The organism is Exiguobacterium sp. s183, from assembly GCF_018617655.1.
In the GTDB taxonomy this organism is placed as follows: Bacteria; Bacillota; Bacilli; order Exiguobacteriales; family Exiguobacteriaceae; genus Exiguobacterium; species Exiguobacterium aestuarii_A.
In genome coordinates this window covers 959,174-983,540 of record NZ_JACSKN010000001.1, presented here as the reverse complement: position 1 = coordinate 983,540, position 24,367 = coordinate 959,174, and the positions used below count along the sequence as shown (strand labels likewise).

Sequence of the window (24,367 nt, the reverse complement as noted above, 5' to 3'; positions counted from 1 at the left end):
CATGCCAAAACGACCAGATATTCAGAAAATCCTTGTAATCGGATCAGGACCGATTGTGATCGGACAAGCAGCAGAATTTGATTATGCTGGTACACAGGCATGTCTTGCCTTGAAAGAAGAAGGCTACGAGGTCATTCTCGTCAACTCGAACCCGGCGACAATCATGACGGACCCGACGACAGCGGACCGCGTGTATATCGAACCAATCGAACCTGAATTCGTCGAGCGGATCATCCGCCAAGAACGCCCGGATGCGCTACTCGCGACACTCGGAGGTCAGACGGGATTGAACTTGGCGTTTGAACTCGATAAGCGGGGAGTATTACGCGATTGTGGGGTGGAATTACTCGGAACGAACCTAGCGGCCATCGTGCAAGCTGAAGACCGTGAGCAGTTCCGGAACCTCATGTTCGAGCTCGGGCATGGCGTTCCTGAGAGTGAAATCGTCCATACGCTCGATTCTGCTTGGGGATTTGCGGAGCGTATCGGCTATCCGATCATCATTCGACCTGCTTACACGCTCGGCGGAACCGGTGGAGGGATTGCCCATGACCGTGAATCGTTCGAGCAAATCGTCGAGTCTGGTTTGAAGGCGAGTCCAGTGACGCAAGTGTTGCTAGAGAAGTCGATTGCCGGGATGAAAGAAGTCGAGTTTGAGGTCATGCGTGACTCGAGCGACCAGGCCATCATCGTCTGTGCGATGGAAAACTTTGACCCGGTCGGTGTCCATACAGGAGACTCAATCGTGTTCGCACCGACTCAGACGTTATCGGACCGCGATTATCAGATGCTTCGTAGCGTCTCGCTCGACATCATCCGGGCACTCGGGATTGAAGGAGGATGTAACATCCAGTTCGCTCTCGACCCAGATAGCTTCACATACTACGTCATCGAAGTGAACCCACGTGTTTCACGAAGCTCGGCGCTCGCATCAAAAGCGACAGGCTATCCGATCGCCAAACTCGCTGCAAAAGTCGCTGTCGGCTATAAGTTGTCAGAACTAAAAAACCCGGTCACCGAGACGAGCTACGCCTCATTCGAGCCGGCACTTGATTATGTCGTTGCCAAAATCCCTCGTTTCGCTTTCGATAAGTTTGAGTCCGCGGATCGCCGCTTAGGCACACAAATGAAAGCGACGGGTGAAGTCATGGCCATCGGTCGAAACTTAGAAGAGGCGCTTTTAAAAGCCGTGCGCTCGCTCGAACTGGGGATGGAGGAATTATATCTCCCGCAACTTAAGGACTTGAGCACGGAACAGCTCGAGCACGGTCTCGTTCACCCGACAGACGAGCGCTTGTTCCTGGTATATGAGGCTCTTCGCCGCGGATACACGGTAGAAGCGCTTCATCAATTGACGAAAATCGATCGTTTCTACTTACACAAACTGAACCATGTTTGGCAGGTCGAGCAACAACTTGCATCGGAGCCATTGACGTCAGAGCGTTTGCTCGACGTGAAGCGACTCGGCTTCAGTGACGTCGCCATCGCCCGAATCCTTGAGACAGACGTTGAGACGATTCGTGCGCAACGTCACGGATGGAACATCCGCCCTGTGTATAAGATGGTCGATACGTGTGCGGCGGAATTCGCATCGGAGACGCCATATTTCTACGGAACCTATGAAGTGGAGAACGAAGCGGTGAAGACAGACCGCCCATCAATCCTCGTCCTCGGATCAGGCCCGATTCGAATCGGTCAAGGTGTCGAGTTTGACTATGCGACCGTTCATTCCATTCAGACGATTCGTGACGCCGGATATGAAGCCATCATCATCAACAACAACCCAGAGACGGTCTCGACAGACTTCTCCATCTCCGACCGCCTGTACTTCGAGCCGTTGACGACGGAAGATGTGTTAGAAGTCATCGATAACGAGAATCCGCTCGGCGTCATCGTTCAATTCGGTGGACAGACCGCCATCAACTTAGCGGCATCGCTCGAAGCGAACGGCGTGAAAATTCTTGGGACATCATTAGAAGACATCGATCGCGCCGAAGACCGGAAAGCGTTCGAAGCTACCTTGTCGGCTGAACGATTGGCCCAACCACCAGGGAAGACGGCGACGAACGTCGAAGAGGCGGTTGCATGTGCGAATGAACTCGGTTATCCGGTACTCGTCCGACCATCTTACGTCCTCGGGGGACGGGCGATGGAGATTGTATATGAACAGTCAGAGCTCGAGCGTTACATGCGAAACGCCGTCATCGCCTCGAAAGATCGCCCAGTTCTTATCGACCGCTATTTAACGGGGATTGAGATTGAAGTCGACGCGATTTGTGACGGGACGGACGTCTATATCCCAGGCATCATGGAGCATATCGAACGTGCCGGTGTACACTCTGGTGACTCGATCGCAGTATATCCACCACAACGCCTCAGTGACGCGCTGAAGCAAAAAGTCGTCGACTACACGATCAAGTTGGCGAAAGCGTTCCGCATCAAAGGGCTTCTGAACATCCAGTTCGTCTATGCAGATGATTTGTATGTCATCGAAGTAAATCCGCGTGCGAGCCGAACGGTTCCGTTCATCTCAAAAGTGACAGGTTTACCGGTCGCACGAATTGCGACGCAAACAATTCTCGGAACGAGCTTGAAAGAACTCGGTCTTGGAACAGGCATCCATCCCGAGTCAGACAGCATCTCTGTCAAAGTGCCGGTCTTCTCTTTCGCGAAATTGAAAGAAGTCGATCCGTCGCTTGGACCTGAGATGAAATCGACAGGGGAAGTCATGGCAACAGACCGGACTCTTGAAAAGGCACTCTATAAAGGTCTTGTCGCAGCTGGAATGAACATCGCCTTAAAAGGAAACGTCCTCATGACAATCGCGGATCACGACAAGGAGGAGGCGATTGCCTTAGCCAAACGATTTGACCGTCTCGGCTTCCGTCTCATGGCGACGAGCGGTACGGCAGATGGACTAGAAGCGGAGCAGATGCGCGTCCGTCGGGTCGGGAAGATTCAAGAATCAGGTGAGACGATGCTCAGCGTGATCGAGCGCGGGGAAGTCGACTTGATCATCAATACGACGAGTCGCGACGCACTCGTGACGAAAGACGGCTTCTTGATTCGTCGTACGGCCGCCGAGCAAGGCACAGTGTGCCTCACGTCGCTCGACACGGTCGAAGCGCTACTACAAGTCATTGAAAGCCTGTCGTTCCAAACGGTCAGCATTCCGGCATTCACGAAGTTCGGGGTGATGGTATGAGACGTGACGTAACCATCATCAGCAATTGCCAAATCGCAAAAGCGACGATGGAGATGAAAGTACGTTGTCCTGGGGTGGAAATCGCCCCAGGGACGTTCTTTCACATCAAGACGTCCGGCTTGTTACGTCGACCGTTGTCGGTGGCGAACGTTGAAGGAGAAGAAGTCACATTTTTATATAAGATAATCGGAGAAGGGACTTCCGAGTTGGCAAACAAGCGTGTTGGGGACACGCTTGACGTCCTCGGACCGCTCGGAAACGGCTTTCCGCTCGCACAATATGGGAAACGGGTTGTCCTCGTCGGTGGTGGAATCGGGGTACCTCCCCTTTACTACGTCAGACGTCGTCTACATGAGATGGGGATTGAGACGATTGCGATACTTGGGTTTGATTCAAAAGAGAGCGTCTTTTATGAAGAAGCATTTCAAGAGTTCGGGGAAACGATCATCACGACCGTTGACGGGAGCCACGGGGAACGCGGATTTGTGACAGGACCACTCGCACGCATCGATGCGGACGTGTTATTCAGCTGTGGTCCAGAAGCGATGTTGAAGGCGGTCGCCGCTTCACCGATTCCTGAGCGTTACGTCTCGATTGAAAATCGAATGGGTTGTGGCATTGGCGCTTGCTTTGCTTGCGTCTGCAAAGCGCCTGAAGGCTATGTAAAAGTATGTAGCGATGGACCGGTATTCAATGCGGAAGAGGTGCTGTTATGAGATTACATGTCGAGTTACCAGGACTCCAGTTGAAAAATCCGATCATCCCGGCTTCTGGATGTTTCGGATTCGGGGAAGAGTTTGCCAAACTGTATGACCTCTCCATCTTAGGCGGCATCATGATCAAGGCAGCGACAGAAGAGTCACGATTCGGAAATGCGACGCCACGTGTCGCAGAGACGGCGCAAGGGATGCTCAATGCGATCGGCCTTCAAAATCCAGGGGTCGATGCAATCATCGAGGAGAAATTGCCGTTCCTCTCCACTTTCGATACAGAGATTATCGCCAACGTCGCCGGGTCGACGCCTGATGAATATGTGGAAGTTGCACGTCGCATCAGTGCGGACCCGACCATCAAAGCCATCGAGCTGAACATCTCATGTCCGAACGTGAAGTGTGGGGGCATGCAGTTTGGGACGGATCCTGTGATGGCTGCGGAATTGACGAGACTCGTCAAAGCGGCTTCAAGTAAGCCGGTTTATGTGAAGCTGTCCCCGAACGTCACGTCGATCACTGACATGGCGCGTGCAGTCGAAGCGGCTGGGGCGGACGGCTTGACGATGATCAATACGCTCGTCGGGATGCGAATCGATATCCAGACCGGGCAACCGATCTTGGCGAATCGAATCGGCGGATTATCAGGCCCGGCCATTAAACCGGTGGCGGTCCGGATGGTATATGAAGTCGCGCAAGCGGTCGATATTCCAATCATCGCTATGGGTGGCGTTCGGACGGTCGACGATGTTCTCGAATTCATCTATGCGGGAGCGTCCGCCGTTGCAGTCGGTACCGCAAACTTTGAAAATCCATACGTATGTCAAGAAATCATCGAGGCATTACCGGCACGACTCGATTCACTTGGAATCGATCATATATTGGACGTGAGGGGGAAAGCATATGCACAACTTGTATCTCGCCCTTGATGTGGAGACACGCGATGAGGCGCTTCATTTATTAAAACCTTTCTCAGACCGACCTGCTGTCAAAGTGGGGATGGAACTGTTTTATCGGGAAGGTGGACGCTTTGTCGAAGAGTTGGTCGACCGCGGATATCCGGTCTTTCTCGATGTGAAAGTACATGATATTCCAGAGACGGCACGTCGCACGATGCGTCAAATCGGAAAGCTTGGAGTCGCGATGACGAACGTGCATACGCTAGGCGGTGAAAAGATGATGCGCTATGCGTTGGATGGGCTTCGCCAAGAAAATGACACGACCCGTTTGATCGGTGTCACCCAATTGACATCCACGGATGAACAGATGATGCAGACGGAGCTCGGGATTCCGGGTCGCCTCGACCAAGCCGTCATCCGTCAGGCATCGCTCGCTAAGCAGGCGGGACTTGATGGTGTCGTTGCATCTGTTCAGGAAGCGAAGATGATTCATCAGGAACTCGGTGACGCATTTATGACGGTCACACCTGGGATTCGACTCGGTCAAACCGATGACGACCAGGTACGTGTCGCGACGCCTCGTGAAGCGAGACTGGCCGGTGTTCATGCAATCGTCGTCGGTCGCCCGATCACACGCGCAAATGATCCGTTAGCCATGTATGAACAATTTATGATGGAATGGGGACAATCATATGAGACAAATCGCTGAAGCTTTATTACGAATCAAAGCCGTCACATTATCACCGACGGAGCCATATACATGGTCGAGCGGGTTGAGAAGCCCAATCTATTGTGACAACCGATTGACGCTCAGTTATCCCGATATCCGTAACATGATCATCGATGGATTGGTGGACGCAGTCGGATCAATAGAAATCGATGTCATCGCGGGAACGGCCACAGCCGGTATCCCACACGGCGCTTTACTTGCCGACCGTCTCGGTCTACCATTCATTTACGTACGCTCGAGTGCGAAAGGTCATGGGAAAGGGAATCAAATCGAAGGGAAACTCGATACCGGGGCACGCGTGCTCGTCATCGAAGATTTGTTGTCGACAGGTATGTCGAGTATCGATGCAGCCCATGCGATTCGTGAAGCGGGCGGTGAGGTCGTCTGCATTCAAGCCATCTTCTCTTACGGATTGCCGATTTTAGAGAAGAATTTAGCGGATGCAAATCTCAGTGCCACTTCATTGACGACATTCCCTGAATTGGTCGAGGTTGCGGAATCGACAGGGAACTTAACCAAATCAGAGATTCACTCTCTTCGCGAGTGGCAACAAGATCCTCGCGCCTGGAGCGACCTCGTCACGTCTTAAGAATCCACCTTCGGGCGGATTCTTTTTCAATTCGGCATATGTCATACTTCATGGTAAACTGATGAAAGTGAACCAAGAAGGAGAGGCATATGGCGTATTCAAGAAGCAAAGAAAAAACATGGAGCGCACGATTCCGGGCAATCCCGAAACATCGTAAAATCGCCTTCGGTCTCGTCTTGACGGTCATCCCAACGCTCTTTCTCGTGAATTTATTCGTATTCAGCCATTTGTTGGCGTTAGGGGACCAGTATGAAGATCGATACCAAATGAAGAAGTTACGACTTGAGACGTATCATGGGAATGTCGAGTTCGTGCGTAGTCCAAATGAAAAAGTACAAATCGAAGTGGTGCAGACCAATTCGAAAGAACGACGTATCAAAGTCAAATCGGTCGGCGATACCATCTATGTCGTCGAGCGGTATGGATGGTTCAGCTATTTCGGCAGTCGGGCCAGTGATGAACCGTCCCGCTATAAGCTTCGCGTTGCCTTACCGAGTTCGATGACCTCGGTTCATCTCGGGGCTGAACAAGTGACCGGGCAAGGGTTAAACGTGAAAACGATTGTGATGAATGCGAACGCTGTCAATTTGAAGCAAATTGATAGTGATCGTCTGCGAATTGAGACGAAGAGTGATACGACAATCGAATCCGCACGTCTCGTAACGGGAGATATCCGTTCTTATCGTCATGCGACCATCACAGACGTCGTCGTGAACCAGGCGATGACGGTTCAAACGGAGGCAGGAACGCTTAGTTATGCGCCAAAACATGCGACAGGGCAAGTGAACGTGACGACGGCTGGGAAAATTTCTAGTAGCGACCGTTACAAAGAAGTCGAACCAGGTGTCTATCAGTTGTCGACATCGAATCGACCTGTCGTTGAGTTGATTTCTGAGACAGGGAAGGTCGAACTGAAATGAATGGAAAACGCTACATCCCGAAAATCGGGCTTCGTACGTTAAAGACCGGGATTGCCGTATCAATCACCGTCGCAATCTCGTGGTATGTATTCGGAATTTATTCTGGAATGGGTGCGATCGCAGCCGTCGTGGCGATGCAACCGACCGTCAAGCGCTCGTCTAAAATCGTGTTCAGTCGAATATTCGGAACGGTCGTCGGTCTCATGTGTGGGTTGTTCATCGTCTATTTATTCGGCGTCAATCCCATCTCCATTGGTCTAGCGGTCATCGTGTCGCTCACGCTCAATACGACATTCGATAAGACACACATGTCGACGTACGCGGCGTTCGCCATCGTCATGATGTTAGAAAACCCGACTTCGGATTTCTTCCATTATGCATGGACACGCTCATTGTTGACGGCAGTCGGTGTATTCGTCTCACTCGGTGTGAACTATGCGTTCTTGCCACCGCGGTATGAAGATCGTTTGTTGAGCGAGGTCAGAAAGACTTCATCTTATTTGTTTCACCATTGGCGTGAACTCGTCGGTTCCCCGGCGGAACTGTTAGAGACGCGTGCCCGCATCCTCGGTCATCAGGAGCTGCATATGATGCTTCAAGAGGATATGAAAGTGACGAACGTGAAATTGAAGTATATGACAATCAAGCAGTATCGTTTGCTCATTCATCTCGAAGACAAGCTCGTCTTGTTGCTAGAAAGTCTAGCCGAGCATCGGGAAGCCTTCTTACTCATGAGTGAGGAAGAACGTCAGGCGTTCGAATCGGAGTTCTTATATTTGCTCGCGCACCATCATGATATTCTCTATACGTGTGATAAACCGTATTCGCTCTTTAGGTTGCCGCACGAAGATTTATCCGTTTCAGAAATTTTACACGGGCATTTGCTCGATTATCATGAACAGCTCGAAGCGTTTAAGCATGACCCGAAAGCGTAAACAAGCTAAAAGTCAGGTCCGCCATCAAGAAATGGCGGACCTGACTTTTTTTTGCGGAATGATGTTGTCTGTCTTGCCTTCGGGATGTGTGGGCGTCAGCAGGTAGAATTCGATTTTTATCCCTCCCGATAATCAGATAAAAACCTCTCATCAGAACAGAGCGTCTTAGAAACCCTTTGCTCGATTCGAGCCCATATCCATTGGAGGGTGATGATTCGCTCCAGGATAATCGCGCCGAGTTTGCACGGTGCAAAGCGGTATAGATCAAGTTGTATCAATTTGGATAGGTCGCGTCGCCTACGATGTGTTCGCGTACCATCAGCTCGGGGATAATTGGGATTACCTCCAAGATGTTTGGTTTCTGTCAGTACAAGACGGATTGGCTCGGACACGCAGCGTCGCCCTTAAAGGCACGCCGACTCCTAGGGGATTAGCGGGCAAAGGGAGACCCAGCAGCTGTAAGCGATGCGGCTCCCTGACCGCCCCCAGGAAAGCGGCGTGCCAAAAAGGGTGACATAAGCAAAGGCAATGAAAAACAGGGGAGCGTCATCTTTAGTCGGGACGACGCTTCTCTGTTCAAGATCATTTTGAGTTTTTCTGTGCCACCTCAGAACATGGTGGGTTTCGTTTATGACTGTTTCAGTGACTTCATCAATTGTTCATCTGGCGTCACGTAGACGGTCTGTTGATCCGTATAGATGACAAACCCGGGTTTGGCACCGCTTGGTTTTTTCACGTAGCGGGCGCGCGTATAATCGACGGGCACACCGCTCGATGCGCGTGCTTTCGAGAAGTAGGCAGCGACCGATGCGGCTTCAAGAAGCGTCGTCTCATCGGGGTCCGTGGAACGAATGATGACGTGAGAACCCGGGATGTCTTTGACATGAAGCCAAATCTCATCACGGCGTGCGAACTTGAACGTCAGATGGTCGTTTTGGGTATTGTTCTTCCCGACAAAGAATTCCGTCCCCGTCGAAGACGTGTACGCTTCAAGCGAAATCTTTGGATTCGCTTTTTTCTTTTGACGTTTTTGACGGATGTATCCTTCTTCGGCGAGCTCTTCCCGAATCTCGAGCAGGTCGGATGGGGAGGCGACATCGAGCTGGGCGGTGAGCGTCTCCAAATAGTCGATTTCCGCGTCGTTTAATTCGAGTTGTTTTTTTACTTCGACTTTGGCAATTTTTAATTTGTTGTACTTCTTATAATATTGTTGCGCATTCTCGTTCGGCGTTTTGAGCGGGTCGAGCGGAATCGAGATGGTCGCACCCTCTTCATCGTAGTAATCGACGACTTCAGCGACACGCATCCCTTTTTCAAGCTGGAACAAGTACGTCGTCAACAACTCGCCAAACTTTTGTAACTCGTCCGCTCGTTCTGTCGCCTTTAAGTCCTCTAAGAGACGGCGGCGCTTCAACAAGTTCTTCTCGAGTTCGGATTTCAAAAGACGCTCCACATCGTGGGCTTGTTGTCTGACGCGGTCACGGTTTGCTTTCTCATAGAAGAAACGGTCGAGCACTTCTTTACTCGATGAATATGTTTCCTCGGATACAATTTCTCCTGCCGTCAATACGATCGGGGCGAAACGTTCCTTTCCAGAAGCGAGTTGTTGGAACACATAAGGTCCTTCAAGCTGACGCAATACGTTCTCGAACGCTTGCTGAATCGATTCACGATTCGGCATCTTCGCGAGGTGCACGACTTCTTGAGCGATTTGAGGGCTGACCCCAGCGAACGTGGCGACGATCTGTTTGTCCAATTTGCCGGCATTCCAGTCGATGCGCTTCAATCCTTCCGTCAAATCAGACAACGGGTCGAACTTATGTTGTTCTGGCGGGAGGAGGTATTCACTACCCGGCATGATCGTTCGATACGTGTTTTGCGAAGGCGGGAGGTGTTTGATTGCATCTAATATTTTCCCGTCTTCTGTCGTTAAGACGACGTTCGAGTGACGTCCCATCAACTCGATGTAGACTTTTTTCGATTCTTCATCACCGAGCTCGTTTCGAGAGCGGACGGAGATGACGATGACACGGTCACGGCCGATTTGTTCGACCGCCGTGATAAATCCGCCTTCTACATGTTTTCGTAGCATCATGCAGAACATCGGCGGTTCTTGCGGATTTTTAATCGGTGTATCCGTCAATTGAAGACGGGCATACATCGCGTTTGCTGATATGAGTAGTTGCGCGTTCTGTCGGTTCGAACGAATTTGGAGCATCAAATCGAGAGAATACGGTTGATGTACTTTGTTGATTCGTCCTCCGACGAGCGATTGTAATTCTTGTACGACACGATATGTCATTAATCCATCATAAGCCAATGATCTCATCACCTTTGTTCATTTTCTGTCTCTACGTTATCAGAAAAACAGAAAATATGGTACGATGGAGTAGGAAATCCGAACTTCTTCTTGCCGGGACAATTGATTGACTGCTATTATAATTAAATGTGATGTTAGAAGATGGAGGGCTTGCAGTGAATTTTAAAGAACGAGGATTATTAATCGTTTTGTCTGGACCGAGCGGTGTCGGAAAAGGGACCGTTTGTCGTGCTCTTCGCGAGGAAGAGGACAATAACCTTCAATATTCGGTGTCGGCGACGACTCGAAAGCCACGTGAAGGGGAAGTCGAAGGAGTGCATTACTTCTTCAAATCGAGAGAAGAGTTCGAACGCATGATCGAACAAAAAGAATTGCTCGAACACGCCGAGTTCGTCGGCAACTATTACGGGACGCCTGTAGAGTGGGTGCGTGAAACGCTCGAAAGCGGCCAAGATGTCATTCTTGAAATTGAGGTGCAAGGGGCGTTCCAAGTGAAGGAACTTCTCCCGGAAGCCGTCTTTTTATTCTTGGCACCACCAAGTCTTCAAGAACTTCGCAATCGTCTAATCGGACGAGGCACGGAGTCTGAAGAAGTCATCAAGCAACGCCTGCTCGTCGCGCGTGAAGAAATCGAGTTGATGGACGCCTATGATTACGTCGTCACGAACGACGAGGTCGACAAAGCCATCGATCGGATTAAAGCGATTGTGACAGCTGAGCATTGTAAACGTGAACGTGTTGCGTCACTCTATAAAAAAGCCATGATGGAGGTCATTTAATGTTATACCCTTCGATTGATGCCTTACAACGTACTATCCCGTCAAAATATACGATCGTTACGGTCGCTGCAAAACGGGCGCGTCAGATTCAAGATGGAAAAGCACCGAAAGTCGCCGAGCCAAAATCATATAAGCCGGTCGGTCAAGCGTTAGAAGAACTATTTTCGGGTGATACGACAATCATCGTGAACGAAAAAAACAACGGATGAAGTGTGACCCAAGTCGTTTGCGACTTGGGTCTCATTGTCTATAAGGGGGAGTTTGGGAATGGTGAAGGATCGTACTATTTTGTTATGTGTGAGTGGTGGCATCGCCGCCTACAAGGCGTGTGCGCTCACATCGAAATTGGTTCAAGCCGGAGCGAATGTTCGCGTCGCGATGACGAAGTCGGCAGAACAATTCGTGGGTCAGGCGACCTTCCAGGCGCTCAGTCGAAATCCGGTCTATACCGATGTGTTTGAAGAGCATGATCCAACAAAGATTGCACATATCGATGTCGTCGACTCGAGTGACTTAATCGTCGTCGCTCCTGCGACGGCAAACACGATCGCGAAATTAGCGAACGGGATTGCAGATGACTTCATCACGACGTCGATCCTAGCGGCGAAGTGCCCAGTGATCGTCTCACCGGCGATGAATGTGAACATGCTCGAACATCCTGCCACACAGCGGAATATCGAGACGTTAAAATCTTACGGCTATCAGTTGATCGAACCAGGCGTCGGTAACTTGGCATGTGGCTGGATTGGCGGTGGACGTCTACCGGAACCAGAAGATTTGGTGCGCATCATCGAAAGCCAGTTCGTCCCGAAACTATACCTCGGAAAAGAAGTATTGATTACGGCTGGTCCGACGGTAGAACGCATTGACCCCGTCCGTTACTTATCAAATGACTCTTCAGGAAAAATGGGTGTGGCGCTCGCAGAAGTGGCACGTGATATGGGTGCCCGTGTCACCCTCGTCCATGGTCCGCTTCAAGTCCCCGTACCAGACGGTGTGACGGCCATTCCCGTCAAATCGAGCGAAGAGATGTTGCAGGAAGTGACAAGTCGTTTCGAATCACTCGACCTCGTCGTGAAGTCGGCGGCAGTCGCGGATTATCGTCCTAAAACGGTCCATGCAGAGAAACATAAAAAAGTGCATGGTCCACTCACAATCGAACTCGAAGAAACGACAGACATTCTCAAGACACTCGGTGAACGAAAGACCCATCAAGTGTTAGTCGGCTTTGCTGCGGAGACGGAACGACTCGAAGAACATGCGGCAGCGAAGCTGAAGAAAAAGAACGTCGATTTCCTCGTTGCAAACGATGTATCCGGTAGTGACGTCGGATTCGGTGCAGATGATAATGAGGCTGTCCTGTTCCACGCCGATGGGACGACGCTTCAACTTCCGAAACAGTCGAAGAAACAGTTGGCGTTCGAGTTGCTCACACACTTTAAGGAAGCGGTCCAATGATTGCCCACGTCCATGTTGATGCACCGGTGATCACGATTGATCGTCCGTTTGATTATGAAGTACCCGAACAATTCGAATCCTTGATTGAACCGGGGATGCGTGTCTCCGTTCCATTCGGTTCACGCCGTCTGTTAGGAATCGTCGTTGGCACATCGGACGGGACGAGAGATGGATTGAAGCCGCTCGAAGCCTTATTAGATGAAGAATCCTCACTAACGGATGAACTGCTCGACTTGTCCATCCATGTGAAGGAGACGACGCTATGCTTCCGTTCTTCTGCACTCCTTGCGATGCTACCGGCAGCGCTAAAAGTTAGTTACGACAAAGAAATTAAAGAGGGGCATGTGCCTGAAGGTGTTCGTCTCGGGACACATTTATCGGAATATCCGAAAGACATTCAATCGGTCATTCTCGGACTTGCTAAAAAAGGGGAGCTTACCCTCGCTCCCGTTCTGAAAGAAAAGAAAACAGTCAAAACAGACATCGTCGTCGAACTGCTCGATCCGACAGTCGTCTCGAAACGTGCGAAAAAGCAACTAGAAGCGATTCAAGCGTTAGAAGAGACGCCACGTATGTATTGGTCGGCATTACGCCAAATCGGCTTGACTCGTCCGCAACTTCAAAAGCTCGAAGATCTCGGTGCGGTGCGGTTGACCGAAGTGGAATTGAATCGTGACCCGTACGCGACGATTGAACAAGTACAGGAATCGGTGCAGTTAAACGATAGTCAGGCGAACGCGGTCCAGGCAATCCATGAGGCGGATGCAGGCGAGACGTTACTTGTACACGGTGTGACCGGTAGCGGAAAGACCGAAGTGTATTTAGAATCGATTGGGCAAGTCATTGATGAAGGAAAGCAGGCCATCTTGCTCGTGCCGGAAATCAGTTTGACGCCGATGATGGTAAAACGTTTTAAACGTCGCTTTGGTGAACGCGTCGCAGTCTTACACAGTGCCCTTTCTAAAGGGGAAAAGTATGATGAGTGGCGTAAAATTAAGCGGAAGGAAGTCGACGTCGTCGTCGGTGCTCGTTCGGCCATCTTTGCGCCGCTCGACCGTCTCGGCCTCATCATCTTAGATGAAGAGCATGAGACGACGTATAAACAAGAAGAGAATCCGCGCTATCATGCGCGCGATGTCGCCATCTGGCGGGCCCGCTATCATGGGTGTCCCGTCGTGTTGGGGAGTGCGACACCTTCGCTCGAGTCATACGCCCGGGCGCAAAAGGGTGTGTATCGCTACTTACACTTGAAAGAACGGTACGGTGGAGAGATGCCACCGGTCCACATTATCGATATGCGCCGTGAACTGGCAAAAGGCAATACGACGATGTTCTCTGAGGAATTGTTTAATGGAATCCTCGGCCGGATCGAGAAAAAAGAGCAATGTGTCATTCTGTTGAATCGCCGTGGGTTTACGACATTTGTCATGTGTCGGGACTGTGGGGAAGGAATGACATGTCCGCATTGTGCGGTCAACTTAACGTATCATCAATATGGTGATCGATTGAAGTGTCATTATTGTGGCTACGAAGTCGGCATGCCGTCAACGTGTCCATCGTGCAATAGTAAGAAAATCAAGCAGTTCGGATCAGGCACCCAGAAGATCGAGACGGAGTTGTTGAATCGGATTCCGGAGGCGAGGATCATCCGAATGGACCAAGATACGACGTCGCGGAAAGGATCGCACGAACAATTGTTACGACGCTTCGAAGAAGGAGAGGCCGACATTTTACTCGGCACCCAAATGATTGCCAAAGGACTCGACTTCCCAAACGTCACGCTCGTCGGAGTACTTGCGGCAGACGCGACGCTCGGGATGCCTGATTTCCGTGCGACCGAGCGGACGTTCCAACTTGTCACCCAAGTGGCAGGGAGAGCCGGTCGTGGAAAACTTCCAGGTGAGGCGTTCGTCCAAACGTACAATCCGGACCATTATGTCATCGAGACAGCGAGTGAACACGACTATGAGACGTTCTTCGCCAAAGAGATGGGTCTTCGTCAAGTCGGGAACCATCCGCCGTATTGGTTTTTGACGCTCGTCACGTTCTCGGCAGAAAATCCGCTCGTCGCCAAGGCGGAGGCGGAACTGTTTGCATCAGACTTTTTACAGGCACAAGTGGAGAACAGCCGCTTGAACGGTCCGATGCCTGCCCCGTTATCAAAATTAAAGAATGCGTATCGTTATCAGGTGTTCATTAAAACGAAACAACCTGAAACGCTCTACGCGGAGTTAGCTCGCCTTCAACAAGCAAGAGCGAAAGCGATCAGTAAGAAAGAATATCAAATGAGTATCGATGTGAACCCATACGTATTCATGTGAGGTGGAGAGACATGTATAAAGTAGTAGAAGTACCGAACGATATATTACGCGTAACATGCGAACCGGTAACGAAGTTCGATAAAAAATTGCGTCAAACGGTCGACCGATTGTTTGATACGATGTATGAGTATGATGGAGTCGGTGTTGCGGCACCACAGGTCAACTTGAATCAACGACTCGCAGTCGTCCATACCGATGATGAGACGGGTCCTCTCGTCTTGATCAATCCTGAAATCATCGAGACGTCAGGACGTGAGGTCGGACTCGAAGGGTGTTTGAGCATCCCAGGCGAATTTGGATTCGTGGAACGTCATGAGTCGATTGTCGTCAAAAATCAGGACTTGAAAGGACGCACGCATACGATTCAAGCGAGCGGCTTCTTCGCCCGGGCGATTCAGCATGAGATGGATCATTTGAATGGCGTCTTATTCACAGATAAGCTCGCGGTTCCAAACCCTGGAAAAGACAAACGGATCGTCTTCATGGGAACTCCGACATTTGCGGTATCTGTACTTGAGCGACTGCTCGAAGAAGGATACAATGTCGTAGGTGTCGTCTCGCAACCGGACAAACCGGTCGGACGAAAACGTGAACTGAAACCAACGCCTGTGAAAGAGTATGCACTACGTCACGGCATTCCTGTCTTGCAACCTGAGAAAGTTCGCACGGATTATGAAGAAATTTTAGCGTTACGTCCGGACCTCATCGTCACGGCAGCGTATGGTCAAATCGTGCCGACCGCATTACTCGAGGCACCGCCTCACGGAGCAATCAATGTCCATGCCTCGCTACTTCCGAAATATCGTGGAGGTGCCCCGATCCATCAAGCCATCATCGATGGTGAGTCGGAAACAGGTGTGACAATCATGTATATGGTCGACAAATTGGACGCAGGTGACATGATTGCCAATACGATTGTTCCGATTGAAGAAATGGATACGGTCGGAACGTTATTTGATAAACTGGCTGTAGCAGGAAGCGATCTTCTCATCCGTACACTTCCAGCTTTCTTAGAAGGATGGATTGAAGCGGTCCCTCAAGATGAGCGGGATGTGACGTTTGCACCGAACATCAGCCGTGAGCGCGAACAAATCGACTGGAGTATGGGTGGGGAAGCCATCTATAATCACATTCGCGGGATGAATCCATTCCCGACTGCCTATTCGACGCTTGAAGGTGAACGCGTGAAACTGTTCATGGGAGAGAAGACGACGGGTACAGGGCAACCTGGAGAAGTCGTTCGACTTGAAGAGGACGGGTTCGTCGTGGCAACTGGGAACAGCGTTGCCATCAAAGTGACGGACTTACAACCAGCAGGGAAAAAACGAATGGATGGTGCGACCTTCATGCGTGGAGCTGGACAGAAGTTGCGTGTTGGTGACCGATTAGGAGGAACTCATGAACGTACGTGAAGCAGCGCTTGATACGCTGATAAAAATTGAACAAGGCGGCGCATATTCAACGATTGCCGTCAATGACGCATTAAAACAAAAGAAAGTCGCCCCAAAAGATGTCGGTCTGTATACCGAACTCGTTTACGGGACACTCAGTCGAAAAGGAACGTTGGATTACATCTTAAACGATCGAATCCGTTCGCCGAAGAAGCTCGATAAGTTCGTCCTTCCGCTTCTTCGGATGAGTGTATATCAACTCTTTTACCTCGATAAGGTGCCAGATCGTGCCGTCTTACACGAAGCGGTCGAAATCGCGAAAAAACGAGGACACCATCTCGGAACGAGCAAATTCGTGAACGGGGTGTTACGTAACGTTCTCCGTGAAGGGTTCCCTGATTTTAGCGAGTTGACAGATGCGGAAAGAATCTCGATCGAACATAGTCATCCGAAATGGCTCGTTTCCGATTGGATTTACCTATATGGGGTGGAAACAGCAGAAGCCATCTGTCAATTGAACAATGAGCCGGCTCCTGTCACGGTTCGCGTCAACCGTAAACGAGCGTCTGTCGACGACATGATGAACCGGTTGGCCGACTTAGGTGTCTTGACGTCACGCTCTGAACTATCAAGCGACGGACTCGTCGTCGAATCGGGCAACGTCCATTCGACCCCGTTCATCGAGGAAGGCCTCTTATCGATTCAAGATGAGAGCTCGATGCTTGTCGCAGATGCCCTCGGTGTGTCGAAAGATGATCAGATTTTAGACGCATGTGCCGCCCCTGGTGGGAAAGCGATGCACACGGCAGAACGGATGGAGAACGGTTCGCTCACAGCACTCGATTTACATCCACATAAAGCGAAATTGATCGACCAGCAAGCCAAACGTCTTCACATCAATGGAGTGACCGCACTTGCCCTTGATGCTCGTCTGGCAGGTGAACGGTTTGAAAAAGAGAGCTTTGACCGTATTCTTCTAGATGTTCCTTGTTCGGGTCTTGGTGTCATTCGTCGGAAGCCAGATATCAAGTGGACGAAAGACAAAGCCCAGTTAGAAAACTTACCGAAGATTCAACGACAAATCATTGATGCCGTATTGCCACTGCTCAAACCAGGTGGTACGCTTGTTTACTCGACATGTACGATTGATCCGTCCGAGAACGAGACGCAGGCTGACTATGTATTGTCAAAAGGATTGGTGTGGGACGAGACGCTAAAAGAGCGTCTGCCGCAATCTGTTCGTCCGATCATGGCATCGGACCGTGCTGAATTAAAACTATTACCGACGACATTCGGGACCGACGGCTTCTATATCGCCGCATTTAAGAAAGAGGTATAAAACAATGAATCCAAAAGCAGTAGAAAAGAATCCACTTTTAGGCGCAAAACCGTCACTTTATTCGTTGACGTTCCCTGAACTTGAGGCGTGGGTCGTGGAAGCAGGAGAAAAATCATTCCGTGCGAAACAATTATATGATTGGATGTACGTCAAACGTGTCACGTCATTCGACGATATGACGAACGTTCCAAAAGTACTTCGTGACCAATTACAAGAGTCGTTCCAACTGACAACGTTGAAAGAATTGGTCAAACAAGAATCGCAAGACGGTACGATCAAATTCTTGTTCGAACTTCAAGATGGCTATTCAATTGAAACGGTTCTCATGCGTCACGAGTACGGGAACTCCATTTGTGTCACGACACAAGTCGGTTGCCGGATCGGCTGTACGTTCTGTGCCTCAACACTCGGTGGGTTGAAACGTAACTTAGAAGCTGGTGAAATCACGGCACAAGTTCTTGATGTACAGCGCGCCCTAGACGCGACAGGCGAACGTGTTGACTCGATCGTCGTCATGGGAATTGGTGAACCGTTTGATAACTATGATGAGTTGATGCGCTTCTTACGTACGGTCAACCATGATAACGGCCTTAATATCGGTGCCCGTCACATCACGGTATCAACGAGCGGAATCGTTCCAAAAATTTATAAGTTTGCCGATGAAGGTATGCGCATCAACTTCGCCATCTCTCTTCATGCGGCTTCGACAGAACTACGTACACGTCTCATGCCAATCAACCGTGCGTTTGACTTGAACAAGTTGATGGATGCCGTCCGTTACTATACGGAGAAGAGCGGTCGTCGCATCACGTTCGAATACGGATTGTTTGGTGGCGTCAACGATACGGAAGACCATGCCCACGAATTGGCTGACTTGTTGAAAGGCATCAAATGTCACGTCAACTTGATCCCAGTCAACCACGTATTGGAACGCGACTACGTACGCACACCGAGAGCTCAAATCTTTGCCTTCGAAAAAGTGCTCAAAGATCGCAACGTGAACGTGACGATTCGTCGCGAACAAGGTTCGGATATCGATGCTGCTTGTGGGCAACTTCGAGCGAAGGAGCGCGAACAAGAAACGAGGTAATCAGAAAGATGGAATTAGCATTTCGAACAGATCGTGGACAAGTACGCACACAAAATGAAGATGCAGTTTTAATCTTAGGCGATGCCTTCTCAGGAATTGCGCTCGTTGCCGACGGAATGGGTGGACATGCAGCGGGAGAGGTCGCGAGTCAAATCGTGATTGAAGAGTTTCGACGGGCTTTCCCGTCTCTCCCGTCGACCCCTGTCGACATCGAACAATGGTTCCGCCATCACATTCACTTGGCGAATGAACAAGTGTTGCAGTTTGCGAAACAGTCGAACCTTGTCATGATGGGAACGACTGTGGCGGCCGTTTGTTGGAACGGAGAGACAGTTGTCATCGTTCATATCGGCGATAGCCGTGTCTATGCCCTGCAAGCGAACGAATTAAGGCGTCTTACAGAAGACCATTCTTACGTCAACGTGCTCAAACAGCTCGGTGAATTGACGGAAGAAGAGATGCGCGTTCATCCGAAACGAAATGTCATCACCCGAGCGATCGGTTCAAGCGAACAAGTCGAGCCTGACGTACAAGTGCTCGCTGACCCTGAGTTTGATGTGATTTTAATTTGTACGGATGGATTGACGACACATCTGACCGATGGGGCGATTCAACACGTTTTACAACAAGCTGTATCAGCTGATCAAAAGGCAGATCAACTGATTGCGGAAGCCAACCAATTGGGAGGGAGCGACAACATCACGGTCGCCCTCGTTCAATTCACAGATAGAAAGAGAGGATGAATCCGATGCGAAGCGGAGAACGAATCAACGATCGTTATCGGATCGAACAACAAATCGGCAGCGGAGGCATGGCAAATGTCTACCGGGCTCATGACGAGATTTTAAACCGAACCGTCGCCATCAAGGTGTTGCGATCTGAATTCTCACATAACGAACAATTTATACGTCGGTTCGAGCGAGAAGCCCACGCGGCTACGAGTCTGAACCATCCGAATATCGTCGCCATCTACGACGTCGGTGATGAAGATGATTTATACTATATCGTCATGGAGCACGTCGATGGCGTGACGTTAAAACAATATTTGCAGGAAGAATACATATCTGTCGATGAGGCGTTGCGCATCATGGGGCAGATTTGTGATGCGATTGACCACGCCCATGCGAACCGAATCATTCACCGGGATATCAAGCCGCAGAATATGATGATCGATCAGCATGGAAACGTGAAAGTGACCGATTTTGGGATTGCTGTCGCGATGTCGAATGCGACGTTGACGCATACGATGTCTGTTCTTGGTTCTGTCCATTACTTCTCACCCGAGCAAGCTCGTGGGAAATTTGCGGATGAAAAATCGGACATTTACTCGCTCGGTGCGGTTCTTTATGAATTGTTGACGGGTCGTGTACCGTTCATCGGCGAGACGCCGGTCGCGGTCGCCCTTCAACATTTGCAAGATGACCCGATTCGACCGATGGACTTAAATCCAAATATCCCACAAGCGCTTGAGAACTGTGTCATGCAAGCCTTATCAAAATCACCGGGTGCCCGACATGCATCGGTCGCAGCCTTTAAAAAAGATTGCATGACCGCGTTGAGTCGTGAACGTGCCAATGAACCGAGACGACTCTCGGCAAATCAAGACGAGTTCGACCAGACGCTCGTCATGGCACCGGTCGTGCCGGAAGAAAAACAAGATGTTCCCGTGACACCACCACCGGTCACGCCACCAAAAGAACAGGAACCGGAAGAGGTGCCTGTGAAAAAGAAGAAACGAAAATGGTGGATTTGGATCTTACTCATCGTTCTATTGATTGGTGGAAGCATTGCCGCTTACGTGGTCGCCGATGAGATGTCTCGTTCGGTCGTGCCGGATGTCGTCGGTATGAGTATCGGGGATGCGACGACAGAGCTTGAAGCTTCCGGGTTTGTCGTCGAAGTGACAGAACGGGCGAGCGATGATATTGCGGAGGGTGAGGTCATTTCGCAAAATCCGCAAGAAGGACGTAAGCCGAAACGCGGAACGACCGTGACGATTGTCGTATCGGCTGGAAAAGAAACAGTCGAAATGCCGAACGTAGAAGGTCTCTCGCAAACTGCTGCCGAACGTATGTTGAAAGACTTGGCATTCAGCGACCTTGAAATCACAACAGAAGCTTCCGAAACGGTGAATAGTGGAGACGTGATTTCGCAATCGGTCGACCCAGGTGAAGAGGTCGTTCCTTCAGAGGTGACGGTCACACTCGTCGTGTCGACAGGAAGCAACAAAGTGGAACTATCGAACCTTGCTGGATATACGTTCGACGAAGCATCCATTTATGCTGAACAGAACAAATTGAAAATCGTGAAGCGGGATGAATTTTCGACAAGTGTTCCAAAAGGTCAAATCATCCGTCAACTTCCGACAGCCGGGACAGCAGTCGACCCGGGAACGGAGCTCACGGTCATCGTATCGGAAGGCGTTGAACCGACTGATATTTCAATTGAACGTGAAGTGACCGTGGAAGTCGAGCAACCGGACAAAGACAAGAAACCGAAGACGGTCGAAGTCGTGATTCGTACGGTTGACGCACGCGGTGAGATTGAGGTGCTTCGTGATCAAATCACAGAGACGACAACGTATTCGTATACGCTCGTCATTGCCCCTGACGAAGTTGGGACGGCGACGATTGAAGTCGATGGTGAGATTGTCCGAACAGATTCAGTCACATATGCACAAGCTGAAGAGGCACAATAAAGAGGTGACGGTGTCGTCACCTCTTTTTTAAAGGAGGTAGTCATAATGAAAGGAACAATCATTCGCCTTCAAGGCGGGTTTTACGATGTGATGACCGAGACGAATCAAGAGATTCGTTGTCGGGCCAGAGGAAACTTTCGAAAACGCAACATCTCACCGGTCGTCGGCGATGATGTGGTGATTCAAGATCAAGAAGATGGGACCGGCTATATTTTAGAGGTGGAAGAGCGTCAAAACCACCTCGTTCGCCCGCCGATTGCCAATATCGATCAGGCGTTCCTCCTCTTTTCAGTAAAAGAACCGGCGTTTTCGTATCATTTGCTCGACCGTTTCCTCGTCCTCATCGAGTCAAAGCAAATTCATCCAATCATCGTCTTGACGAAGATGGACTTGCTCGATAAACATGAAGTCGAGCCGATACAAGAAGCGATTGCACGTTATCGCGCCATCGGGTATGACGTGATTGAGACATCGACGGAGCATGCTCACGGAGTGGATGAAGTGCGCGGTCTCTTCAAAGGGAAGACGAGCGTCTTCGCCGGTCAGACCGGTGTCGGAAAAAGTTCGTTACTTAACGCCGTCGCGCCAGAGCTCGAGTTGGCGACAGGGGAAATCTCTAAATCACTCGGTCGAGGAAAGCATACGACGCGTCACGTGACGTTGATTCAATTAGCGGATGGTCTTGTTGCCGACACACCTGGATTTTCAAGCTTGGAGTTTCCGCAAGAACTTGAGGCAGATGAACTCAGATGGTGCTTCCCTGATTTCGTGGAACGCCATGACGATTGTAAGTTCCGTGGATGTGCTCATCTGAATGAACCGGGATGTGCCATCAAACAAGCCGTTGAAAATGGTGAAATCGCTTCAACACGATACGAGAATTATGTTACCTTTATGGAAGAGTTAAACGATCGAAAACGGAGGTATTGACAGATGATTAAAATTGCACCATCTATTTTAGCGGCCGACTTTGCCAATTTGGAGGCGGAAGTGAAAGCTGTCCAAGAAGCGGGAGCGGACTATATCCATTTTGACGTCATGGACGGACAGTTCGTGCCGAACATCTCGATTGGTCTGCCGGTCCTCGCAAGCTTGCGTAAAAAATCAGACATGGTCCTCGATGTGCATTTGATGATTGACCAACCGGAACGCTATGTCGAAGACTTCGTGAAAGCGGGAGCGGACATCGTGACCGTTCACGTGGAAGCGACGAACCATTTGCATCGCGTCTTGCAACAAATCAAAGCGGCTGGCGCAAAATGCGGAGTCGTCTTGAACCCGCATACACCGCTCTCGACGATTGAGCACGTGCTTGCGGACGTCGACATGGTATTGCTCATGACCGTCAACCCAGGGTTCGGGGGACAAGCGTTCATCGAATCGGTCGTACCGAAAATTTCAGCACTCAGTCAGCTCCGCCAAGACCGTCAGCTTGATTTTGAGATTGAAATCGATGGTGGTGTCAACGCGGAGACGGCAAAACATTGCATCGACGCAGGGGCTGATGTCCTTGTTGCGGGATCAGCCATCTATAATCAACCTGATTATAAAGTAGCCATCGATAGCATTCGTGGCGCATCTCGTGTATAATCGACGATAGAACAACAAGATAGAGTCGCAAGGGGTGTCACATCATGTGGCTGAGAGGCATACGCTAACCCTTTGAACCTGTTCCGTTCACACGGACGTAGGGATGTGGCGAAAATGCACGTTGCGAATCCAAGCAGCATGGCGTTTACGTCATGCTGCTTTTTGTCGTTCAACCAAATAAAGGAGGAAGAAAGATGAAATCACGTTTCAAATTACAAGCGCTCATTGAAATTTCATTGTTTGCAGCGCTCGGGCTCATTTTTGATTTGCTCATTCCATACCGTTTGCCACAAGGGGGATCCATCAGTTTAGCGATGCTCCCGATCTTTGTGATGGCATTCCGCCACGGATTAAAAGGTGGTCTCGCAACAGGTGCCCTCGTCGGGACACTTCAACTCTTGTTCGGTGCCTATATTTTCACGCCTGTACAATTCCTGCTCGACTATACGGTCGCTTATGGTCTCGTCGGAATGGCCGGAGTGTTCGCGGGGCGTGTGAAGCAAGCTGCGAGCAACGGGGCGACGAAGACGCTTGCCACATATTTAGTACTCGGGGCGCTCCTTGGTTCGATGTTACGATACGCGGCGCACGTCATCTCGGGAATTGTCTTCTTTGCTGAATATGCAGAAGGTCCGGTCGTCGCCTATTCACTCGGCTACAATGCTACGTATATGGCACCATCCTTTGTCATCTCAGCCATCGTGTTAGTGCTCCTCTTCACGACAGCACCACGTTTCACGCGTGTGGCGACACGGGATCTCCGTCAATGAATATTTTGATCGTCGCGGCGAGTCCGGAACCCATTTCGGGCTTACCGCGTGATGCCGATTTTGTCATCGGTGTCGATGGTGGATATCAAAGATTATTAGATGAAGAGATCATGCCAGACGTCGTGGTCGGGGACTTTGATTCGTTTAAAGGACTACCGCCTGAGGAGGCGCTACGCTATCCTTCGGAGAAAGACGTGACGGACTTAGAGATTGCACTAGCGTTCGCGAGAGAACGCGGGGCGACACGGATGGATGTATATGGTGGCTTAGGCGGACGCATCGATATGACGTTTGCGAACGTCGGCTTACTTGAAGCGTATCCGGAGATGGTTCTTCACGGAGAAGGTCAAACGGTTTATCTCGTGAGAACAGGTAGCGAGGTCATTATGAAGCGAGACGGGCACTATCTTTCCTTCATGCCTTGGAAGACGGCCACGATCTCGATTGAAGGTGTCAAATATCCACTCGACCATCATGAGGTCAAGAGCGGGGAGGCGCTGACCATTTCGAACGAATGGACCGAAGCGTCTGCCCGATTGACAGTCCATCAAGGGATGGTTCTCGTCATGATCGTCAAAAAATGAGCAAAAAAAAATCCCATCGGCGAATGCCGCTGGGATTTA

The 24,367-nt window shown here is 50.3% G+C and carries 21 protein-coding genes and 1 riboswitch; of the genes, 20 read left to right on the top strand and 1 reads right to left on the bottom strand.

Translation table 11 applies throughout. The features are described from left to right. Position 1: 1 nt before the first annotated feature. From carB to KNP62_RS05200, 7 genes are all read left to right on the top strand, one after another. Positions 2-3,205, top strand: a complete 3,204-nt coding sequence (gene carB / locus KNP62_RS05230) for a carbamoyl-phosphate synthase large subunit (RefSeq protein WP_214783865.1) — start codon at positions 2-4, stop codon at positions 3,203-3,205. Continuing rightward, entirely contained in the window at positions 3,202-3,921 is a 720-nt protein-coding gene (locus KNP62_RS05225) for a dihydroorotate dehydrogenase electron transfer subunit (RefSeq protein WP_214783862.1), read from the top strand. Before carB ends, KNP62_RS05225 begins: the two co-directional genes overlap by 4 nt. After that, a complete protein-coding gene (locus tag KNP62_RS05220; protein ID WP_074034850.1) occupies positions 3,918-4,844 on the top strand; it encodes a dihydroorotate dehydrogenase in 927 nt (308 codons plus the stop codon). Before KNP62_RS05225 ends, KNP62_RS05220 begins: the two co-directional genes overlap by 4 nt. Further along, on the top strand, positions 4,819-5,523 hold the full coding sequence (gene pyrF / locus KNP62_RS05215) for an orotidine-5'-phosphate decarboxylase (protein WP_214783859.1): 705 nt from the start codon (positions 4,819-4,821) through the stop codon (positions 5,521-5,523). Before KNP62_RS05220 ends, pyrF begins: the two co-directional genes overlap by 26 nt. Continuing rightward, positions 5,507-6,133 (top strand): orotate phosphoribosyltransferase, encoded by a 627-nt coding sequence (gene pyrE, locus KNP62_RS05210; protein WP_214783856.1) that lies wholly within the window; start codon positions 5,507-5,509, stop codon positions 6,131-6,133. The genes pyrF and pyrE overlap by 17 nt, the downstream gene beginning before the upstream one ends. Positions 6,134-6,222: 89 nt before the next feature. Next, positions 6,223-7,053: a hypothetical protein gene (locus KNP62_RS05205; protein WP_214783853.1), complete on the top strand. Its 831-nt coding sequence runs from the start codon at positions 6,223-6,225 to the stop codon at positions 7,051-7,053. After that, positions 7,050-7,988 (top strand): FUSC family protein, encoded by a 939-nt coding sequence (locus tag KNP62_RS05200; protein WP_214783850.1) that lies wholly within the window; start codon positions 7,050-7,052, stop codon positions 7,986-7,988. Before KNP62_RS05205 ends, KNP62_RS05200 begins: the two co-directional genes overlap by 4 nt. Positions 7,989-8,616: 628 nt before the next feature. Here the strand turns inward: KNP62_RS05200 and KNP62_RS05195 are convergent. Beyond that, complete coding sequence (locus KNP62_RS05195; RefSeq protein WP_214783847.1) at positions 8,617-10,308, bottom strand: Rqc2 family fibronectin-binding protein; 1,692 nt, start codon at positions 10,306-10,308, stop codon at positions 8,617-8,619. Between the two features lie 131 nt (positions 10,309-10,439). On the opposite strand from KNP62_RS05195, the gene gmk reads away from it, so the two are divergent. From gmk to KNP62_RS05130, 13 genes are all read left to right on the top strand, one after another. Continuing rightward, entirely contained in the window at positions 10,440-11,087 is a 648-nt protein-coding gene (gmk, locus tag KNP62_RS05190) for a guanylate kinase (protein WP_031421596.1), read from the top strand. Then, positions 11,087-11,296, top strand: a complete 210-nt coding sequence (rpoZ, locus tag KNP62_RS05185) for a DNA-directed RNA polymerase subunit omega (RefSeq protein ID WP_015881337.1) — start codon at positions 11,087-11,089, stop codon at positions 11,294-11,296. Before gmk ends, rpoZ begins: the two co-directional genes overlap by 1 nt. 58 nt (positions 11,297-11,354) lie before the next feature. Further along, positions 11,355-12,545, top strand: a complete 1,191-nt coding sequence (gene coaBC, locus KNP62_RS05180; protein ID WP_214783844.1) for a bifunctional phosphopantothenoylcysteine decarboxylase/phosphopantothenate--cysteine ligase CoaBC — start codon at positions 11,355-11,357, stop codon at positions 12,543-12,545. Further along, positions 12,542-14,866, top strand: coding sequence for a primosomal protein N' (priA, locus tag KNP62_RS05175; RefSeq protein ID WP_214783841.1), 2,325 nt, complete (start codon positions 12,542-12,544; stop codon positions 14,864-14,866). Before coaBC ends, priA begins: the two co-directional genes overlap by 4 nt. An 11-nt stretch (positions 14,867-14,877) precedes the next feature. Then, positions 14,878-16,278, top strand: coding sequence for a methionyl-tRNA formyltransferase (gene fmt / locus KNP62_RS05170; RefSeq protein WP_214783838.1), 1,401 nt, complete (start codon positions 14,878-14,880; stop codon positions 16,276-16,278). Next, positions 16,265-17,596, top strand: a complete 1,332-nt coding sequence (rsmB, locus tag KNP62_RS05165; protein ID WP_214783835.1) for a 16S rRNA (cytosine(967)-C(5))-methyltransferase RsmB — start codon at positions 16,265-16,267, stop codon at positions 17,594-17,596. Before fmt ends, rsmB begins: the two co-directional genes overlap by 14 nt. A 4-nt stretch (positions 17,597-17,600) precedes the next feature. Beyond that, positions 17,601-18,686 (top strand): dual-specificity RNA methyltransferase RlmN, encoded by a 1,086-nt coding sequence (rlmN, locus tag KNP62_RS05160; protein WP_214783832.1) that lies wholly within the window; start codon positions 17,601-17,603, stop codon positions 18,684-18,686. A gap of 8 nt (positions 18,687-18,694) precedes the next feature. Beyond that, a complete protein-coding gene (locus KNP62_RS05155) occupies positions 18,695-19,429 on the top strand; it encodes a Stp1/IreP family PP2C-type Ser/Thr phosphatase (protein WP_214745525.1) in 735 nt (244 codons plus the stop codon). A 5-nt stretch (positions 19,430-19,434) separates the two neighbouring features. Further along, positions 19,435-21,384 (top strand): Stk1 family PASTA domain-containing Ser/Thr kinase, encoded by a 1,950-nt coding sequence (pknB, locus tag KNP62_RS05150; RefSeq protein WP_214783830.1) that lies wholly within the window; start codon positions 19,435-19,437, stop codon positions 21,382-21,384. Between the two features lie 42 nt (positions 21,385-21,426). Continuing rightward, positions 21,427-22,314 carry a ribosome small subunit-dependent GTPase A gene (rsgA, locus tag KNP62_RS05145; RefSeq protein ID WP_214784087.1) on the top strand — a complete coding sequence of 296 codons (888 nt, stop codon included), beginning with the start codon at positions 21,427-21,429 and terminating at the stop codon, positions 22,312-22,314. Positions 22,315-22,317: 3 nt separating this feature from the next. Next, positions 22,318-22,974, top strand: a complete 657-nt coding sequence (gene rpe / locus KNP62_RS05140; RefSeq protein ID WP_214783827.1) for a ribulose-phosphate 3-epimerase — start codon at positions 22,318-22,320, stop codon at positions 22,972-22,974. Between the two features lie 20 nt (positions 22,975-22,994). Then, a riboswitch (TPP riboswitch) is annotated at positions 22,995-23,095 on the top strand. Positions 23,096-23,168: 73 nt separating this feature from the next. Further along, the gene (thiT, locus tag KNP62_RS05135; protein ID WP_074034820.1) at positions 23,169-23,744 is read left to right on the top strand and encodes an energy-coupled thiamine transporter ThiT; all 576 of its coding nucleotides are present in this window, start codon (positions 23,169-23,171) and stop codon (positions 23,742-23,744) included. Continuing rightward, positions 23,741-24,328 (top strand): thiamine diphosphokinase, encoded by a 588-nt coding sequence (locus KNP62_RS05130; RefSeq protein ID WP_214783824.1) that lies wholly within the window; start codon positions 23,741-23,743, stop codon positions 24,326-24,328. Before thiT ends, KNP62_RS05130 begins: the two co-directional genes overlap by 4 nt. Positions 24,329-24,367: the final 39 nt, after the last annotated feature.

Excerpts from the sequence above, each read along its gene's own strand:
- KNP62_RS05130 (WP_214783824.1), top strand. The coding sequence starts at position 23,741 with ATGAATATTTTGATCGTCGCGGCGAGTCCGGAACCCATTTCGGGCTTA.
- thiT (WP_074034820.1), top strand. The coding sequence starts at position 23,169 with ATGAAATCACGTTTCAAATTACAAGCGCTCATTGAAATTTCATTGTTT.
- KNP62_RS05205 (WP_214783853.1), top strand. The coding sequence starts at position 6,223 with ATGGCGTATTCAAGAAGCAAAGAAAAAACATGGAGCGCACGATTCCGG.
- KNP62_RS05225 (WP_214783862.1), top strand. The coding sequence starts at position 3,202 with ATGAGACGTGACGTAACCATCATCAGCAATTGCCAAATCGCAAAAGCG.
- pyrE (WP_214783856.1), top strand. The coding sequence starts at position 5,507 with ATGAGACAAATCGCTGAAGCTTTATTACGAATCAAAGCCGTCACATTA.
- pknB (WP_214783830.1), top strand. The coding sequence starts at position 19,435 with ATGCGAAGCGGAGAACGAATCAACGATCGTTATCGGATCGAACAACAA.
- rpoZ (WP_015881337.1), top strand. The coding sequence starts at position 11,087 with ATGTTATACCCTTCGATTGATGCCTTACAACGTACTATCCCGTCAAAA.
- fmt (WP_214783838.1), top strand. The coding sequence starts at position 14,878 with ATGTATAAAGTAGTAGAAGTACCGAACGATATATTACGCGTAACATGC.
- KNP62_RS05200 (WP_214783850.1), top strand. The coding sequence starts at position 7,050 with ATGAATGGAAAACGCTACATCCCGAAAATCGGGCTTCGTACGTTAAAG.
- gmk (WP_031421596.1), top strand. The coding sequence starts at position 10,440 with ATGTTAGAAGATGGAGGGCTTGCAGTGAATTTTAAAGAACGAGGATTA.
- coaBC (WP_214783844.1), top strand. The coding sequence starts at position 11,355 with ATGGTGAAGGATCGTACTATTTTGTTATGTGTGAGTGGTGGCATCGCC.
- rsmB (WP_214783835.1), top strand. The coding sequence starts at position 16,265 with ATGAACGTACGTGAAGCAGCGCTTGATACGCTGATAAAAATTGAACAA.
- priA (WP_214783841.1), top strand. The coding sequence starts at position 12,542 with ATGATTGCCCACGTCCATGTTGATGCACCGGTGATCACGATTGATCGT.
- carB (WP_214783865.1), top strand. The coding sequence starts at position 2 with ATGCCAAAACGACCAGATATTCAGAAAATCCTTGTAATCGGATCAGGA.
- rpe (WP_214783827.1), top strand. The coding sequence starts at position 22,318 with ATGATTAAAATTGCACCATCTATTTTAGCGGCCGACTTTGCCAATTTG.
- rlmN (WP_214783832.1), top strand. The coding sequence starts at position 17,601 with ATGAATCCAAAAGCAGTAGAAAAGAATCCACTTTTAGGCGCAAAACCG.
- KNP62_RS05220 (WP_074034850.1), top strand. The coding sequence starts at position 3,918 with ATGAGATTACATGTCGAGTTACCAGGACTCCAGTTGAAAAATCCGATC.
- KNP62_RS05155 (WP_214745525.1), top strand. The coding sequence starts at position 18,695 with ATGGAATTAGCATTTCGAACAGATCGTGGACAAGTACGCACACAAAAT.
- pyrF (WP_214783859.1), top strand. The coding sequence starts at position 4,819 with ATGCACAACTTGTATCTCGCCCTTGATGTGGAGACACGCGATGAGGCG.